The 15,826-nt window shown below is 46.3% G+C and carries 13 protein-coding genes, 4 tRNA genes and 1 pseudogene; 15 read left to right on the top strand and 3 right to left on the bottom strand.

What is annotated here, in order from left to right; translation table 11 throughout:
• The first annotated feature begins 48 nt into the window (after positions 1-48).
• Both ACXIT9_RS04490 and rsmG read left to right on the top strand, forming a co-directional pair.
• A complete protein-coding gene (locus ACXIT9_RS04490) occupies positions 49-1,491 on the top strand; it encodes a vanadium-dependent haloperoxidase (RefSeq protein ID WP_458055036.1) in 1,443 nt (480 codons plus the stop codon).
• Between the two features lie 112 nt (positions 1,492-1,603).
• Positions 1,604-2,236 (top strand): 16S rRNA (guanine(527)-N(7))-methyltransferase RsmG, encoded by a 633-nt coding sequence (gene rsmG, locus ACXIT9_RS04485; protein ID WP_458055035.1) that lies wholly within the window; start codon positions 1,604-1,606, stop codon positions 2,234-2,236.
• 170 nt (positions 2,237-2,406) lie between these two features.
• Here the strand turns inward: rsmG and frr are convergent, their stop codons facing one another.
• The 3 genes from frr to ACXIT9_RS04470 form a co-directional block, all read right to left on the bottom strand.
• Positions 2,407-2,967, bottom strand: a complete 561-nt coding sequence (gene frr, locus ACXIT9_RS04480; protein WP_458055034.1) for a ribosome recycling factor — start codon at positions 2,965-2,967, stop codon at positions 2,407-2,409.
• An 8-nt stretch (positions 2,968-2,975) separates the two neighbouring features.
• The gene (gene pyrH, locus ACXIT9_RS04475; protein ID WP_458055033.1) at positions 2,976-3,689 is read right to left on the bottom strand and encodes a UMP kinase; all 714 of its coding nucleotides are present in this window, start codon (positions 3,687-3,689) and stop codon (positions 2,976-2,978) included.
• Between the two features lie 97 nt (positions 3,690-3,786).
• The gene (locus ACXIT9_RS04470) at positions 3,787-4,281 is read right to left on the bottom strand and encodes an acetyl-CoA carboxylase biotin carboxyl carrier protein subunit (protein ID WP_458055032.1); all 495 of its coding nucleotides are present in this window, start codon (positions 4,279-4,281) and stop codon (positions 3,787-3,789) included.
• 46 nt (positions 4,282-4,327) lie between these two features.
• Here ACXIT9_RS04470 and ACXIT9_RS04465 point away from each other — a divergent pair, with 46 nt between their 5' ends.
• The 13 genes and pseudogenes from ACXIT9_RS04465 to rpoB all read left to right on the top strand — a co-directional run bounded on the left by ACXIT9_RS04465 (position 4,328) and on the right by rpoB (position 15,782).
• On the top strand, positions 4,328-6,922 hold the full coding sequence (locus ACXIT9_RS04465) for a M1 family metallopeptidase (RefSeq protein WP_458055031.1): 2,595 nt from the start codon (positions 4,328-4,330) through the stop codon (positions 6,920-6,922).
• Between the two features lie 173 nt (positions 6,923-7,095).
• Positions 7,096-7,178: transfer RNA gene (locus ACXIT9_RS04460), tRNA-Tyr, on the top strand.
• 65 nt (positions 7,179-7,243) lie between these two features.
• Positions 7,244-7,316: transfer RNA gene (locus ACXIT9_RS04455), tRNA-Gly, on the top strand.
• A gap of 32 nt (positions 7,317-7,348) precedes the next feature.
• A tRNA-Thr gene (locus tag ACXIT9_RS04450) sits at positions 7,349-7,420 on the top strand.
• 59 nt (positions 7,421-7,479) lie between these two features.
• A pseudogene (tuf, locus tag ACXIT9_RS04445) lies at positions 7,480-8,667 on the top strand (elongation factor Tu).
• Positions 8,668-8,779: 112 nt separating this feature from the next.
• Positions 8,780-8,850, top strand: a tRNA-Trp gene (locus ACXIT9_RS04440).
• Between the two features lie 14 nt (positions 8,851-8,864).
• Positions 8,865-9,053, top strand: a complete 189-nt coding sequence (gene secE, locus ACXIT9_RS04435; protein ID WP_009053164.1) for a preprotein translocase subunit SecE — start codon at positions 8,865-8,867, stop codon at positions 9,051-9,053.
• A gap of 18 nt (positions 9,054-9,071) precedes the next feature.
• The gene (nusG, locus tag ACXIT9_RS04430) at positions 9,072-9,629 is read left to right on the top strand and encodes a transcription termination/antitermination protein NusG (protein ID WP_458055030.1); all 558 of its coding nucleotides are present in this window, start codon (positions 9,072-9,074) and stop codon (positions 9,627-9,629) included.
• Positions 9,630-9,633: 4 nt separating this feature from the next.
• The gene (gene rplK / locus ACXIT9_RS04425) at positions 9,634-10,077 is read left to right on the top strand and encodes a 50S ribosomal protein L11 (protein ID WP_458055029.1); all 444 of its coding nucleotides are present in this window, start codon (positions 9,634-9,636) and stop codon (positions 10,075-10,077) included.
• Positions 10,078-10,087: 10 nt separating this feature from the next.
• Positions 10,088-10,786, top strand: coding sequence for a 50S ribosomal protein L1 (rplA, locus tag ACXIT9_RS04420; RefSeq protein ID WP_458055028.1), 699 nt, complete (start codon positions 10,088-10,090; stop codon positions 10,784-10,786).
• A 2-nt stretch (positions 10,787-10,788) separates the two neighbouring features.
• A complete protein-coding gene (rplJ, locus tag ACXIT9_RS04415; protein ID WP_458055027.1) occupies positions 10,789-11,328 on the top strand; it encodes a 50S ribosomal protein L10 in 540 nt (179 codons plus the stop codon).
• A 47-nt stretch (positions 11,329-11,375) separates the two neighbouring features.
• Positions 11,376-11,750, top strand: coding sequence for a 50S ribosomal protein L7/L12 (rplL, locus tag ACXIT9_RS04410; protein WP_009053168.1), 375 nt, complete (start codon positions 11,376-11,378; stop codon positions 11,748-11,750).
• 156 nt (positions 11,751-11,906) lie between these two features.
• Complete coding sequence (rpoB, locus tag ACXIT9_RS04405) at positions 11,907-15,782, top strand: DNA-directed RNA polymerase subunit beta (protein WP_458055026.1); 3,876 nt, start codon at positions 11,907-11,909, stop codon at positions 15,780-15,782.
• Positions 15,783-15,826 lie beyond the last annotated feature (44 nt).

Here is a 15,826-nt window from a genome sequence, read left to right as displayed (position 1 = left end):
TGTTTCCACTGTCAGCGCATAGAAGTCTAGTAGTATATGAAGTTTTGCATGCATAAAAATAGGGGGTTCGAGCTTTGGTTTTCGGTGCTCCTGCTTGGAATTATCGGTAGCATCTCCTGTACAGAGCAAAAGGAGCAGAACCCCATTCCACATCTAGAGCAGGGAGAGTTTTTAGTTGCCGCACAGCTTAAACTGACAGAGGTGATCATTCATGATATTTTCTCTCCGCCTGTAGCGAGTCGTATTTATGTTTATCCGGCCCTGGCTGCGTATGAGGTAGCCGTGCTAGCAGACCCTGAGCGCTACGCAAGCTTAGGAGGCCAGTTGAATGATTTTCCTGCTCTGCAGGTATCAGTGTCAGAAGATAAGACCTTTTCCTATCCTTTGGCGGCAGCCCATGCCTATTACACAGTCGCTAAGGCGCTTATTTTTTCGGAGGAGATGATGGATAACCACTACGCGCAGCTACTCCAGCATGTGCGTGATGCGGGAATGACGAAAAAAGAAATAGCTGCATCCGAGGCACTCGGGTCAGAAGTAGCAGCGCATATTTTGGCTTTCGCCAAAAAAGACAATTACCACGAGAGCCGCTCTTTCGAAAAGTATGCCATCAGTGATGACCCAGGCACTTGGCAACCTACGCCACCGGCCTACATGGAGGGCATCGAGCCGCACTGGAATACGATTCGCCCCCTCGTTATGGAGCATGCGCATCAATTTCCCGTGCCACCGCCACCCGCCTTTTCTACCGAGCCTGGTTCGGCATTTTATCGGGATGCGGAGGAGGTCTTTACGATCACACAAAACCTTAGCCCGGAGCAGCGTGATATCGCTTTTTTCTGGGATTGTAACCCATATAAGATGAATGTTCGGGGTCATGTGATGTTCGCAGAAAAGAAAATCACCCCAGGAGGACACTGGATGGGGATCGCTGCCATCGCTGCTAAAACGGCTGGAGCGGACTGGCTAGGCTATGCGGAAGCCTTGGCGCTTACGGGCGTGGCACTTTTCGATGGCTTCATCGCCTGCTGGGATGAAAAGTACCGTTCTGCCCTCATAAGGCCAGAAACCTATATCAATCGCTACATTGATGAGGAGTGGCTACCCCTCTTGCAGACCCCTCCTTTTCCGGAGTACACCAGTGGGCATAGCGTGATATCGAATGCCGCAGCAGAGACGCTAACAGCGATTTTCGGCGAGCCTTTCGCTTTTGTGGACTCCACAGAAGTGGCTTACGGCCTGCCGATTCGAAATTTTGACTCCTTCCGGCAGGCTGCTGATGAGGCGGCGATCAGCAGACTCTATGGAGGTATTCACTACATGCCAGCGATTACCTATGGCGCTGACAAAGGGAAAGCACTTGCAGAACATTTTTTAGGGAAGGTGCACTGGCAAAAGCAAGGTACAGGCCTAGTGCTTGCAGCTGAAGGCAAGCGGCCTGCCGACCAAGAGTTGCCAACGGTGGCAGTAGAGGAGCCGGCTAAAGATTAGCGGGTAGCGTATTTCTCGCCAGCTTTTCAAGTGCCTAATTTCGGATCGGCTGCTAGTGTGAAAAGAAAATGGTATTTTTGTGCTCTTATTTCTTTTGCGCCAAGCCAGACTTATGGAACTCATCAAAAAATATTTTCCGGATTTAAGCGAGCAGCAGTACGCCCAGTTCGAGCAGTTAGGTCCGCTTTATGCGGACTGGAACAGTAAAATTAATGTCATCAGCCGAAAGGATATGGAGCATTTCTACGTGAAACATGTGCTTCATTCTCTGGGGATCGCGAAGGTGATGCCCTTCCTTCCAGGTACTAAAATCCTCGATGTAGGCACGGGTGGCGGGTTCCCTGGAATTCCGCTGGCAATTCTTTTTCCAGAGGTTCACTTTCACCTCGTAGATTCAATCGGAAAGAAAATCAAAGTAGTAAAAGATGTCGCTAAACAGCTGGGGCTGACGAATGTGGAGGCCGAGCAAGTACGTGCCGAGCAGCTGGTCCGACGCTATGATTTCGTAATCAGCCGTGCGGTGACACGTTATGCTAATTTCCATCCCTGGCTAAAAGGAAAATTCAAAAAAGAGGACAAGCATGACTTTATCAATGGTGTTTTTTACCTGAAAGGTGGAGAAGTCGATGAGGAAATGGAAGAGGTGATGGTCTCTTACATCACCTACCATTTAGAAGATTATTTCCAGGAAGAGTTTTTTGAGACTAAAAAAGTGGTTTACGTCCCCTGGGAGGGCCGTCGCTAGGTAGCCTTTCACGTGCCTGTCTGGCGTAAGAGGGGCCTTGTCGCTTTTTTTGACTAAGCCCAGCGAAAAACACTTGAGAGAGCTTCCCACAGGGAGGTAGAACTAAAAAAGCTACTCGAAGGCCTTAGCGGCTCGGAGTAGCTTTTTTATGGAGAAAGGGAAATGCTCACTTAAACTGTCATGATCTCTTCTTCTTTCTTCTGGATGAGCTCATCGATTTTAGCGCTAAACTGATCTGTTAACTTTTGGACCTTATCTTCAGCACGCTTCACCTCGTCTTCAGAGGCACCATCTTTCTGGAGTTTTTTCAGCGCTTCATTCGTGTCCTTACGCACAGAACGAATACTAACCTTTCCATTTTCGCCCTCCGCCTTACACTGCTTCACGAGCGTTTTTCTGCGCTCTTCCGTCAGAGGGGGCAGCGTTAGCAGGATTACCTCACCGTTGTTTTGGGGCGCGAGCCCCAAGTCAGAATTAATAATGGCACGCTCTATATCCGGAATGATGTTTCGCTCCCAGGGCTTGATCGAGAGTGTACGCGCTTCGGGTGTTGTCACGGAGGCAACTTGCTGCAGCGGAGTAGGAGCACCATAGTACATGACCATCACCCCATCTAATAGGTTGGGCATGGCCTTCCCGGCACGGATTTTTACAAGCTCTGACTTGGTGTGTTCCACCGCTTTTTGCATCATTTCCTTGGCTTCATCCAGATGCAGTTGTATCTCTTCCATAAAATCGCTTAAATATTAGACGTAATTAAAGTACCTACTTCCTCGCCGTTCACTAGGGCTTCCAAGTTACCGGACTTATTCATGTCGAAGACGATGATCGGTAGATTATTTTCATGACAAAGCGTAAACGCTGTCATATCCATTATGTTAAGATTTTTTTCGTAGGCTTCGGTAAAGGACAAGGTCGCATAGCGGGTGGCGGTCTTGTCTTTTTCCGGATCCGCGGTGTAGACACCATCTACTCTTGTGCCCTTCAGCACCACGTCTGCTTCGATTTCCACCGCCCTTAAGCTAGCGGTCGAGTCTGTGGTGAAGTAAGGGTTACCGATACCTGCACCGAAGATCACGATGCGTTTTTTCTCTAGGTGACGTATGGCGCGCCGACGGATAAAGGGCTCGCAGACACTTTCCACTTTTATCCCTGACATGAGGCGCGTAAACATCCCGTTTTGCTCTAAAGCACTCTGCAGGGCCATGGCATTTATAAGCGTAGCCAGCATCCCCATGTAATCACCCTGCACCCGGTCGATACCCGTATTTTCGGCCTGCACTCCGCGAAAAATATTACCCCCGCCGATAACGATCGCGATCTCTACTCCCAGATCCCGTACCTTTTTAATCTCCTCAGCATACTGCTGTAGGCGTACAGGGTCTATCCCGTAGTTTTTATCGCCCATTAATGATTCTCCGCTTAATTTGAGTAATATCCGCTTGTACTTCATGATTAGGATCTCCTTGAAAGTGTTTTTCGATCAGAATTTAAAATCTATAAATTGGGCAAATATAGATTTTACCTGGCAGAAACGGGGCTTTTTTTTCTTAAAATTGGAGCAGCACCTGATTTTTCTCTACGCTTTGGCCTTTTTTAATTAAAACAGCCTTCACCTTACCCGATCCGGGGGACTTCAACACATTTTCCATTTTCATGGCCTCCAAGATGAGTACCGGATCGCCCTTTTGCACTTCATCTCCCGCCTGTACCTTGATATCAAAAATCAATCCCGGCATCGGGGCCTTAATTTCTTTCATTTGCGCGTCAGCGCCGGCACCCATGCCCAGCTTCTCGAGCAGGAGGTCAAATTTATCCTTTACAGATACTTCCGCCACCTCGCCATTAAGTTTCAGGCGTAGGGTTTTCGCTTCTATATCTAGGTTTAAAAGCTCGAATGTAAAGGATTTACCGTTCCAAAGCACATGGTAGTGGTGCTCACCGGATTTGGTGATGTCCCACTGCAGGAGAGTGCCATCTACCTGTAGGCCCTCGGCGGTAATTTCAGTCTGGTGGCTAGTCTTATCTAATTTTACTGTGTACATTTGGTTGTTTTTTGCGTTAAATATACTAATGATTCTTTTCGACTTCATGAAAATCTATACTCGCTTTACATATTTGTTGGTTTTTCTTTCCTTCGCCGCCTGTAAGTCTGGCGAAAAAGCAGCGCGTCCAGTGACTGATCAGGAGGTTTTAGCGCTAGCGCAAAGGGACCTGGCAGCGCAGCAGACACGCAGGGAGCGGCTGCGTGATGCCGAAGATCGACTTCAAAATTACAGGGGCATCCAGACGCTGGAAATGGCGCTCCTGCATACCCAGCTGGATTTACGGATCGACTTCGAGCAAGAGCAGGTGCATGGCGATGCTGTACTAACGCTGCGGCCCTATTTTTTTCCACAGACGGAGGTCACACTGGATGCGAAAGACTTCGACCTGCATGCTGTCAATTTACTTCGCGGGGATAGCCTGCTCCCTCTCCCATATCGCTATGACGAGCGGCGCCTGCACCTCTCTTTGCCGCAGGCCTACACCCGTACCGACACCCTGCAGCTGCATGTGCGCTACACGGCTAATCCGAACCGAAATGCGGGTGGCGGAAGCCGGGCCATCACCGATACCAAAGGCTTTTATTTTATAAATCCCCGCGGAGAGGACCCGGATAAGCCGCGCCAAGCCTGGACGCAGGGAGAGACCGAGCATAACAGCAAGTGGTTCCCTACTTTCGACAGCCCCGTGCAGAAAACAACCCAAGACTTCACGCTGCGCTACCCTATGGGCATGCGTAGTCTGAGTAACGGCCGTCTCGTGGAGCAAAAATCCGAGGATGGCCTTCAAGTGGACCGCTGGCGGATGGAGCAGCCTCATGCGCCTTACCTGGCAGCGGTGGTGATCGGCGACTTCGTGGAAATTCAGGATGAATGGCAGGGCAAGCAGGTGAACTATTACGTGGAGCCGGCCTTTGCCGAAGGCGCCCCTATCGTGTTTGGCCGCACTCCGGAGATGATCCAGTTTTTTTCTGATCTTCTCGATCATCCCTTTCCTTGGGAGCGCTATGATCAGGTGGTGGTGCGCGATTTCGTGTCTGGCGCTATGGAAAATACGACGATTTCGGTATTTATGGAGGCGCTGAACCTGACCGCGCGGGAGGCCATCGACAGTGAGTGGGACGGTATTATCGCCCATGAGCTTTTTCATCAGTGGTTTGGCAATTATGTCACAACGGCTTCTTGGGCGAATTTGACCTTAAATGAGGCCTTTGCGAACTATTCGGAATACCTCTGGTACGCGTATAAAGAGGGCCAGGATGATGCGGACCTGCATCACATTGCAGAGATGGAGCAGTATTTGGACGAGGCGGCCGGGGGCCAAAAGGATCTGATTCGCTATCACTATGCGGATCCTGAGGACATGTTCGATAGCCATTCCTATGCGAAAGGTGGGCGGATTTTGCACATGCTGCGCGATTACCTTGGGGATGAGGCATTTTTCGCTTCCCTACAGCATTATTTAAAGGCGCATGCTTATGGAGCGGTGGAAGCGGATCAGCTGCGTCTGGCTTTTCGTGAGGTGACGGGCCGGGATTTGAGTTGGTTTTTCGATCAATGGTTTTTTGCCAGCGGCCATCCGGAGCTGCGGATAACCTTAGATGATTCGGATCCCGATAACGTTTTATTACAGGTGGAACAGGTCCAAGACTTGGGGAGTACCCCGCTTTATCGACTTCCTTTAGAGGTGAGCTGGTACCGAGAGGGTGTACGCGAGAGCCGGCAAGTAGAGCTTCAGGAGGGCTTTTTTCAGGTAGCCTTAGAGAATGGCCCGGGTGTGGAGGCTATTTATGTGGATGAGCGCCACGTCTTATTAGCGGAAAAAAGTGCTATGCTGCCGCTAGCGCATTATGAGACCCAGTTTCGACAGAGCCATTATGGTGTAGCGCGGCATGCTGCTTTCGATACCCTCATGCAGCGAGGAGAGGAAGGACTTCGGCTGCGCGTGATGGTAGAGGCTTTAGAAGACCCTTTTTGGGGAATTCGGGAGAAAGCTTTGGGGGCGCTGTACCAGGAGCCGGATCTGTTAGCTTTAGCTCCAGCGCTTTCTCAGCGTGTAGCGGAACTGGCAGCAGGAGATGAGCGAAATACGGTGCGAGCTGCGGCGATAGAGCTTTTGGGCAGAGCCCAATTAGAAGCTTACCGCTTGGAGCTAGAGGACTGGTTAGATGAGGAGAGCTATTATGTAGCGGCGGCGGCCTTAACGGCCTTGTTAGAAGATGAAACAGCGGATAGATCGACTTTGGCGCAGCGTTATCGTGAAGAAACGAACATCCGAATGGTCACGGCGGTGGCGGGCTATTACATCGAGACATCAGCTGAGGATCAGGGCGCTTGGTTTTTAGCGCACCTTTCCCGCTTTTCGGGTCAAAACTTGTATTACATCATCGGCTATGTGGGGGAGTATTTCGCTAAAGGGCTAGGGACTGAGCAGGAGCAGGCGTCGGCAAAGGAGCGTTTACTGGCCTTAGCGGGGACCCATCAGGCAAATTATATTCGTTTAACGGCCTTTCAGAGTTTATTTGGATTCGTAGACGATGAAGAGGTGATGGGGGCCTTAAAGAAGATTTTCGAGTCGGAGGAAGATCCGGTGGCGCGTCAGTACATGGCTTTCTTTTTAGGGATGTTTGAGGATGCTTAGGGTTGTGGCGAAAGGTGGCAGGGGAGGGGCTAAAATTTAAGCTCTTGATAGTCAAAGTACTTTAGAGATTTCACAATTTTTTTTGTGCAATATTTTGATACTTTCGAAAAAGCCTCTAATTTTGCCATCCGTTAAGACATCAATAAAACAAACGCGTTTTAGTCAAGACAATAGGGGGAATACCAAAGCGGCCAACTGGGACGGACTGTAAATCCGTTGACTTATGTCTTCACAGGTTCGAATCCTGTTTCCCCCACGTAGAATTCGAATATTTTTATTAATATTGCAAAGCATTTGAGTATCGGCCTTAGGGTCGCAAAAGCGGGAGTAGCTCAGTTGGTAGAGCGGCAGCCTTCCAAGCTGCAGGTCGCGGGTTCGAGCCTCGTCTCCCGCTCATTGCTTTTATAGCAAAGGGTAATGTGATTAGCCGACGTAGCTCAGGGGTAGAGTACTTCCTTGGTAAGGAAGGGGTCACGGGTTCAAATCCCGTCGTTGGCTCTAACATTGTAAGTAAACAAAAAAAAACTATCATTAACTAAAACAGGGGATTTTCACGCATGGCAAAAGCAACCTTTGACCGTTCCAAACCACACGTAAACATTGGTACGATTGGTCACGTAGACCATGGTAAGACTACTTTGACTGCTGCCATTACTACAGTATTGGCTAAGAAGGGTCTTTCTGAATTAAGAGATTTCTCTTCTATCGACAATGCTCCAGAAGAAAAAGAAAGAGGTATCACGATTAACACGTCTCACGTAGAGTACCAAACTGAAGCAAGACACTACGCGCACGTAGACTGTCCTGGTCACGCGGATTATGTGAAGAACATGGTTACGGGTGCTGCCCAGATGGACGGCGCTATTCTTGTGGTAGCGGCTACAGATGGTCCTATGCCTCAAACAAGAGAGCACATCCTTTTAGCGCGTCAGGTAGGTGTACCTGCGCTAGTGGTTTTCTTGAACAAGGTGGACATGGTGGATGATCCTGAGCTTTTAGAGCTAGTAGAGATGGAAGTTAGAGAACTTCTTTCTTTCTATGAGTTCGACGGAGATAACATTCCTGTAATTGCTGGTTCGGCACTTGGTGGCTTGAACGGTGATGACAAGTGGGAAGAGAAAATTATGGAATTAATGGATGCGGTAGATAACCACATTCCACTTCCTGAGCGTCTAATCGATAAAGATTTCTTGATGCCGGTAGAAGATGTATTCTCGATCACAGGTCGTGGTACTGTAGCTACGGGTAGAATTGAAAGAGGTGTAATTAACTCTGGTGAGCCAGTAGATATTATCGGTATGGGTGCTGAAGGCTTAAAGTCTACAGTAACTGGTGTGGAGATGTTCCGTAAGATCCTTGACAGAGGTGAGGCTGGTGATAACGTAGGTCTACTTCTTAGAGGTATTGAGAAGTCTCAGATCAAGCGTGGTATGATTATCTGTAAGCCAGGTTCTGTGAAGCCACATGCACACTTCAATGCTGAGGTGTACGTTCTTTAGAAAGAAGAAGGTGGTCGTCACACGCCATTCTTCAACAGATACCGTCCGCAGTTCTACTTAAGAACAACTGATGTTACGGGTGAGATTAAGCTTCCTGAGGGTGTTGAAATGGTTATGCCTGGTGATAACATCACGATTGAGGTGACCCTAATTAATGCTGTTGCTCTTGAGAAGGGTCTGCGTTTCGCTATCCGTGAGGGTGGTAGAACTGTAGGTGCTGGTCAGGTAACTGAGATCTTAGACTAATATCTGGTCTATTTATAAAATAACGATGCGATCCTAAAACTTTTTAGGATCGCATTTGTTTCTTATTTCTTTTCGGTGTACTTTTGCAGTCCCATAGAAATAAAATTTATCCACGGGCATAGTTCAATGGTAGAATAGCGGTCTCCAAAACCGTTGATGGGAGTTCGAATCTCTCTGCCCGTGCAAAATTTCGTATCATGAATATCAAAAGTTTTGTAATCGAATCCATAGACGAGATGAAGAATAAGGTCACTTGGCCTGATTATGCATTTCTTCAGAACAGTGCGGTATTGGTACTGGTAGCGTCTTTGATTTTTGCCCTGCTCATCGGTGTGATGGATTTAGGCTTCGAGAATGTGATGTCGTGGTTTTACGATTTATTTTAATCAGAGATAACATTACGGATGGCTGAACATAAGTGGTACGTGCTCAGGGTGGTAGCCGGGCAAGAGAAGAAAGCTAAGTCTTACTTAGATAATGAAATTGCTCGCCAGAAGCTAGAGGACTTTATTCCCGAGGTTTTGGTACCTACTGAGAAGGTTTATGAGATGCGAAACGATAAAAAACGAGTTCGGGAGAGAAACTTTTTTCCGGGCTATGTTTTAGTTCATGCGGATCTCAGTCACGGTGAGGCAAATCACGTAATTACAAGCATACCGGGAGTTATCGGATTCTTAGGGTCGAACCAAGGGGGAGCTTCCAAAACCCCTGAGCCATTACGTCAGTCGGAAGTCAATCGCATCTTAGGACGCGTTGAGGAGATTGATGAGTTCGCAGAGAATCAGGATTCACCATTTATAGTCGGAGAGGTCATTAAAGTAATGGATGGTCCTTTCAGTGGTTTTTCCGGGACAATTGAGGAGATATTTGAAGACAAGAAAAAGCTTAATGTTATGGTTAAGATTTTCGGTCGAAATACTCCTGTAGAATTAAACTTTATACAAGTAGAAAAACAAGATTAGGACAATGGCTAAGGAAATCACTGGTTATGTGAAATTACAGGTGAAAGGCGGCCAGGCAAATCCTTCTCCTCCAGTAGGTCCAGCTCTTGGTTCCAAGGGTTTGAACATCATGGAGTTCTGTAAGCAGTTTAATGCGCGTACCCAAGATAAAATGGGCACCGTGTTACCTGTTGTGATTACGGTTTATTCGGACAAGTCATTTGACTTTGTCGTGAAGACTCCTCCTGCGGCTAACTTATTAATCGAGGCAGCTAAAATTAAGGGGGGTTCTTCTGAGCCTAATCGTAAGAAAGTGGGCTCTGTTACTTGGGATCAAGTAAAGGAGATTGCTGAGTTGAAAATGCCTGACCTGAATGCTTTCCAGGTGGAGCCTGCGATGAAGATGATCGCGGGAACTGCACGAAGCATGGGTATCACTGTATCTGGTAAAGCCCCATGGGAGGAATAAAATAAACATTATGGCTAAGTTAACAAAAAAGCAAAAAGAAGCTCTTTCTAAGTACGACCCAAGCCAACTGTACTCCCTTGAGGAAGCTTCTTCCATCGTGAAAGAGATCACGAATGTGAAGTTTGATGCTTCTGTGGATGTAGATGTCCGTTTGGGCGTAGATCCGCGTAAGGCTGATCAGATGGTGAGAGGTGTGGTAGCGCTTCCTCACGGTACAGGAAAAGACGTGCGCGTCTTAGTTCTTTGTACACCTGATAAGGAAGAAGAAGCGAAGGCAGCAGGTGCTGACTTCGTAGGTCTTGATGACTATATAGCAAAAATCGAAGGCGGTTGGACAGACATAGACGTGATCATCACGATGCCAAATGTAATGGCTAAAGTAGGTCGTCTAGGTCGTGTATTAGGTCCTCGTGGCTTAATGCCTAACCCAAAATCTGGTACCGTAACTTTAGATGTAGCGAAAGCTGTAAAAGAAGTGAAGGCGGGTAAGATCGATTTCAAAGTAGATAAGTTTGGTATCATTCACGCGAGTGTAGGTAAAGTTTCTTTCAGCCCTGAAAAAATTCAGGATAATGTGAAGGAACTGATCGCTACCATCTCTAAACTGAAGCCATCTTCATCTAAAGGAACATATTTTAGAAGCATCCACTTGTCGAGTACAATGTCACCGGGTGTGAAAGTAGACAAAGGTAGTATTCAAGGTATTTAATCATGACTAGAGACGAAAAGAAAATACAAATCGAAAGTCTTACTGAGAAATTCCAAGAAAACCCTTACTTCTACATCACGAACGCTGGTGGTTTCACGGTTGCTCAAGTAAATGCTTTCAGAAAAGCTTGTTTTGAGAAAGGTGTTGAGTATAAAGTATACAAAAACACGATCATCAAAAAGGCTTTAGAAAATCTAGATGCGGACTATACAGAGTTAGTAGACAAGTCCCTTAAAGGTTTTTCAGGAATTGTTTTTTCAAAGGAGATTGGAAATCTTCCTGCGAAAGTAATTCTTGATTTCAGAAAGAAATTAGGTAAAAAAGAGACTCGGCCTGTATTTAAAGGGGCTTCTATCGATAGCGATGTATTCGTCGGAGATGAGAACTTGGAGATGCTTGCTGCTCTTAAATCTAAGAACGAACTTATCGCGGACGTTATGCATCTTCTCGGCTCGCCGATGCAAAATGTTATGGGTGCGCTTCAGTCTGGTGCGAATAACCTTACTGGTGTTCTTAAAACGCTTTCTGAAAAAGAATCATAATCATTATCAATTTATTTAGTTTAAGAAAAATTTAAAATTTTAATACAATGGCGGATTTAAATCAACTTGCTGAGCAGTTAGTGAACTTGACTGTTAAAGAGGTAAAAGACCTAACTGATATCCTTAAAGATCAATATGGCATCGAGCCTGCTGCTGCTGCTGCCCCTGTTATGGTGGCTGGCGCTGGAGCTGCTGCTGCTGAAGAAGAGAAAACTTCTTTTGATGTTATTTTGAAGGCTGCTGGTGCTTCTAAACTTGCTGTAGTTAAGCTTGTGAAAGAACTTACTGGTCTTGGTCTTAAGGAAGCAAAAGAACTAGTAGACGGTGCTCCTAAGGCGCTTAAAGAAGGTGTAGCTAAGGATGAAGCTGAAGGCCTCAAGAAGTCTTTAGAAGAGGCTGGTGCTGAAGTAGAGATTAAGTAATTGCTTGCATACTCTGCCGTTTGGTATGGGTATGTGAGATTAGACCTGACTGTTTAGTCAGGTCTTTTCCTGTTTGTGCTCAGGAAAAAAATTGCACTATTTAAAGCGAAAATTGTCGCTTTTATCTAAATATTATAACTAAAAATATATACTGCCTTGGCTATCCAGAATCAAACCGGAAGGAAAAGTTTCTCATCTATTAAGGTAGTCAAAGACTATCCTGACTTCTTAGATATTCAGCTCCAATCGTTTAAAGATTTTTTTCAGTTGGATACTCCTGCGGAGCGACGCAGACAGGATGGACTTTTCAAGGTGTTTTCTGAGAACTTCCCGATTTCGGATTCTCGTGAAAACTTCACCCTTGAATTTATTGACTATGCAGTAGATCCACCTAAATACAGCGTCGCCGAGTGTATCGATCGCGGACTGACGTATTCGGTGCCTCTTAAGGCAAAGCTTCGCTTGCTTTGTTCAGATGAGGACAATGAGGATTTTGAAACTATCGAGCAGGAGGTTTTCTTAGGAAATCTTCCTTACATGACGGAAAAAGGCTCCTTTGTGATCAATGGGGCAGAGCGTGTGATCGTTTCTCAGCTTCACCGTTCTCCGGGCGTATTCTTCGCGCAGAGTAAGCATACGAACGGCACCAAGTTATATTCTGCTCGAATTATTCCTTTTAAAGGTAGTTGGATCGAATTTGCAACAGACATTAACAATGTCATGTATGCATATATCGATCGTAAAAAGAAATTTCCTGTCACCACGCTCCTGCGCGCTATCGGATTCGGTTCGGATAAGCAAATTTTAGATCTTTTCGGTCTATCGGAAGAAGTGGCAGCGACTAAATCGGCATTAAAAGAGGTAGCTGGACGTAAATTGGCGGCTCGTGTGCTCCGCACATGGGTGGAAGACTTCGTAGATGAGGATACAGGTGAGGTAGTTTCTATCGATAGGAATGAAGTGCTTCTAGAGCGCGATAGCATTTTAACAGAGGAGGACATCGAGTTAATCGTAGACTCAGGAGCGAAATCCATTATTTTGCACCGTGAAGACGTAAACATTGCAGATTACTCGATTATCTATAATACACTTCAGAAAGATAATTCGAATTCTGAGAAGGAAGCTGTAGAGGTAATTTACCGCCAACTTCGTAATACAGAGGCGCCGGATGAATCTACCGCTCGAGAGGTTATTCACGGGCTGTTTTTCTCAGACAAGCGTTATGATTTAGGAGAAGTGGGTCGTTACCGAATCAATAAAAAGCTTGGTTTAGATATCGATCATGAAAAAATTGTTTTAACGACTGAAGATATTATCAGTATCGTTAAATATCTGATTGGCTTGATTAACTCCAAGGCAGTCGTGGATGATATTGATCACCTTTCTAATCGTCGTGTAAGAACGGTAGGTGAGCAGTTATATAGCCAGTTCGGCGTGGGCCTAGCCCGTATGGCGCGTACCATTCGGGAGCGTATGAATGTCCGAGACAATGAGGACTTCAAGCCTGTAGACTTGATTAATGCCAGAACATTATCTTCTGTTATTAACTCTTTCTTTGGTACCAATCAGCTTTCTCAGTTCATGGATCAAACCAATCCACTTGCTGAGCTGACGCATAAAAGGAGGTTGTCTGCTTTAGGTCCCGGAGGTCTTTCTCGTGAACGTGCAGGTTTTGAGGTTCGAGATGTGCACTACACGCACTACGGACGTCTATGTACCATTGAAACGCCGGAAGGTCCTAACATTGGTTTGATATCCTCACTTTGCGTTCACGCAAAAGTGAATGGGATGGGCTTCTTGGAAACGCCTTATCGTAAGGTTCGTGATGGCCAGGTAAGTATGGATCCAGCCGATATCGTATTTTTGACAGCGGAAGAGGAAGATAATAATAACATTGCGCAAGCAAATGCGCCCCTTTCAGAGGACGGTAAATTCGTCAATGAGCGTGTTAAGGCCCGCTACGAAGGGGACTTCCCAGTGTTAGAGCCAAATGAAATTAGTTATATGGATGTGGCTCCGAACCAGATTGTTTCTGTAGCTGCTTCTTTAATTCCATTCTTGGAGCATGATGATGCGAACAGAGCGCTTATGGGCTCTAACATGCAGCGTCAGGCGGTACCTTTGTTGAAAGCAGAGGCTCCCATTGTGGGTACTGGTCTTGAAGCTAAAGCGGCAATCGATTCACGCTCTTTGATTATCGCAGAAGCGGATGGAGAAGTAGCTGCGGTAGATGCTCGTAAGATAACGATCAAGTATGACTTGAGTGATGATGAGTTACTCGTGAATTTCACGGATGAGTTCAAAACGTATGATCTCATTAAGTTCCGTAGAACAAACCAGGATACAACCATTAATCTGACTCCACTTGTGCTTAAGGGTCAGCGTGTAGTAAAGGGTCAAGTTTTAGTAGAAGGGTATTCTACAAATCAAGGCGAACTTGCTTTAGGTAAAAACCTACGTGTGGCCTACATGCCTTGGCAGGGATACAACTTTGAGGATGCGATTGTAATTTCTGAGCGGGTTGTGCGTGAGGATATCTTTACGTCTATTCACGTAGAGGAGTTCCAGTTAGAAGTTCGTGACACTAAGCGTGGTGAGGAGGAGTTAACTTCTGAAATTCCTAACGTATCAGAGGAGGCAGTTAAAAACCTCGATGAAAACGGTATCATTCGCGTAGGAGCTGAAATCAAGGAAGGTGACATTATTATCGGTAAGATTACACCGAAGGGTGAGACAGACCCGACCCCAGAAGAAAAATTACTCCGTGCGATTTTCGGTGATAAAGCAGGAGATGTAAAAGACGCTTCTTTGAAGGCTTCTCCCTCGCTAAATGGAGTGGTTATCGGCACGAAATTATTCTCTCGTCCGAAGAAAGATAAAGATTTACGTGCCAAGGCGAAAGCAGAGGTAGAAAGGCTAAAGTCTAAGTATGCGAAGGATCTTTTAGGCATTCGTGCACGCATGATCAACAAGCTTGTTACCCTTTTAGAGGGGCTAACCTCTCAGGGTGTCAAGCATAAGTTCGGCGATGAGATTATCAGTAAGGGAGTGAAGTTTAATTACCAAAACATCGAGAACAACTTATTCCCAGCGAAAAACCCTTATCGCGATGAGAGTAACTATAATGTTCAAGAGGAGGCGAATTTAATTGCAGATATTATCCTGGATGATTGGACAGAGGACGAGCATGTAAATGGTTTGATTAAGCAATTGGTCAAGAATTATGTAAATGCGCGTAATGAAATTTCTGGTCGCTTTAAGCGTGAAAAGTTTACACTTGAGGTTGGGGACGAGTTACCTGCGGGTATTGTTCAACTAGCGAAAGTGTATGTAGCGAAAAAGCGTAAGCTTAAAGTAGGAGATAAGATGGCGGGTCGTCACGGTAACAAAGGTATCGTGGCTAGAATCGTCCGTGATGAGGATATGCCGTTCCTTGAGGATGGCACCCCAATGGATATCGTATTAAATCCGCTTGGTGTACCTTCTCGAATGAATATCGGTCAGATATTTGAGACGGTATTAGCGTGGGCAGGTTCTAAATTAGGTAAGAAGTATGCTACTCCTATTTTTGATGGTGCTACTCTTGAGGAAGTATCTGCTGAACTAGAAGAAGCGGGCTTACCGGCTTATGGTAGAACTTACTTGTACGATGGTTTAACGGGTCAGCGTTTCGATCAACCTGTAACGGTGGGGATCACCTACATGCTGAAACTTGGACACCTCGTAGATGACAAGATGCACGCGCGTTCTATCGGCCCTTACTCACTTATTACGCAGCAGCCGCTGGGTGGTAAGGCGCAGTTTGGTGGACAGCGATTTGGGGAGATGGAAGTGTGGGCGTTAGAGGCATTTGGTGCTTCCCATGTACTTCAGGAAATCCTGACGGTGAAGTCGGATGATGTTATCGGCCGAGCGAAAGCATATGAAGCGATCGTAAAAGGGGATAATTTACCGAAGCCGAACATTCCTGAATCCTTTAATGTTTTGGTACACGAGCTTCGTGGCCTCGCGTTAGAAATCACCCTTGACTAATACTTAAATTGGGCCGAAAGGCCCTAAACATATACTTCAACGAC

The sequence above is a fragment of the Nitritalea sp. genome, from assembly GCF_054166705.1.
This window is presented reverse-complemented; position numbering and strand designations above follow the sequence as displayed.

What these genes read in the sequence shown, in the direction of transcription:
- rsmG (WP_458055035.1), top strand. Translation starts at nt 1,604, where the DNA reads ATGGAACTCATCAAAAAATATTTTCCGGATTTAAGCGAGCAGCAGTAC.
- pyrH (WP_458055033.1), bottom strand. Translation starts at nt 3,689, where the DNA reads ATGAAGTACAAGCGGATATTACTCAAATTAAGCGGAGAATCATTAATG.
- rplA (WP_458055028.1), top strand. Translation starts at nt 10,088, where the DNA reads ATGGCTAAGTTAACAAAAAAGCAAAAAGAAGCTCTTTCTAAGTACGAC.
- ACXIT9_RS04490 (WP_458055036.1), top strand. Translation starts at nt 49, where the DNA reads ATGCATAAAAATAGGGGGTTCGAGCTTTGGTTTTCGGTGCTCCTGCTT.
- rplL (WP_009053168.1), top strand. Translation starts at nt 11,376, where the DNA reads ATGGCGGATTTAAATCAACTTGCTGAGCAGTTAGTGAACTTGACTGTT.
- nusG (WP_458055030.1), top strand. Translation starts at nt 9,072, where the DNA reads ATGGCTGAACATAAGTGGTACGTGCTCAGGGTGGTAGCCGGGCAAGAG.
- ACXIT9_RS04470 (WP_458055032.1), bottom strand. Translation starts at nt 4,281, where the DNA reads ATGTACACAGTAAAATTAGATAAGACTAGCCACCAGACTGAAATTACC.
- frr (WP_458055034.1), bottom strand. Translation starts at nt 2,967, where the DNA reads ATGGAAGAGATACAACTGCATCTGGATGAAGCCAAGGAAATGATGCAA.
- rplJ (WP_458055027.1), top strand. Translation starts at nt 10,789, where the DNA reads ATGACTAGAGACGAAAAGAAAATACAAATCGAAAGTCTTACTGAGAAA.
- ACXIT9_RS04465 (WP_458055031.1), top strand. Translation starts at nt 4,328, where the DNA reads ATGAAAATCTATACTCGCTTTACATATTTGTTGGTTTTTCTTTCCTTC.
- rplK (WP_458055029.1), top strand. Translation starts at nt 9,634, where the DNA reads ATGGCTAAGGAAATCACTGGTTATGTGAAATTACAGGTGAAAGGCGGC.
- secE (WP_009053164.1), top strand. Translation starts at nt 8,865, where the DNA reads ATGAATATCAAAAGTTTTGTAATCGAATCCATAGACGAGATGAAGAAT.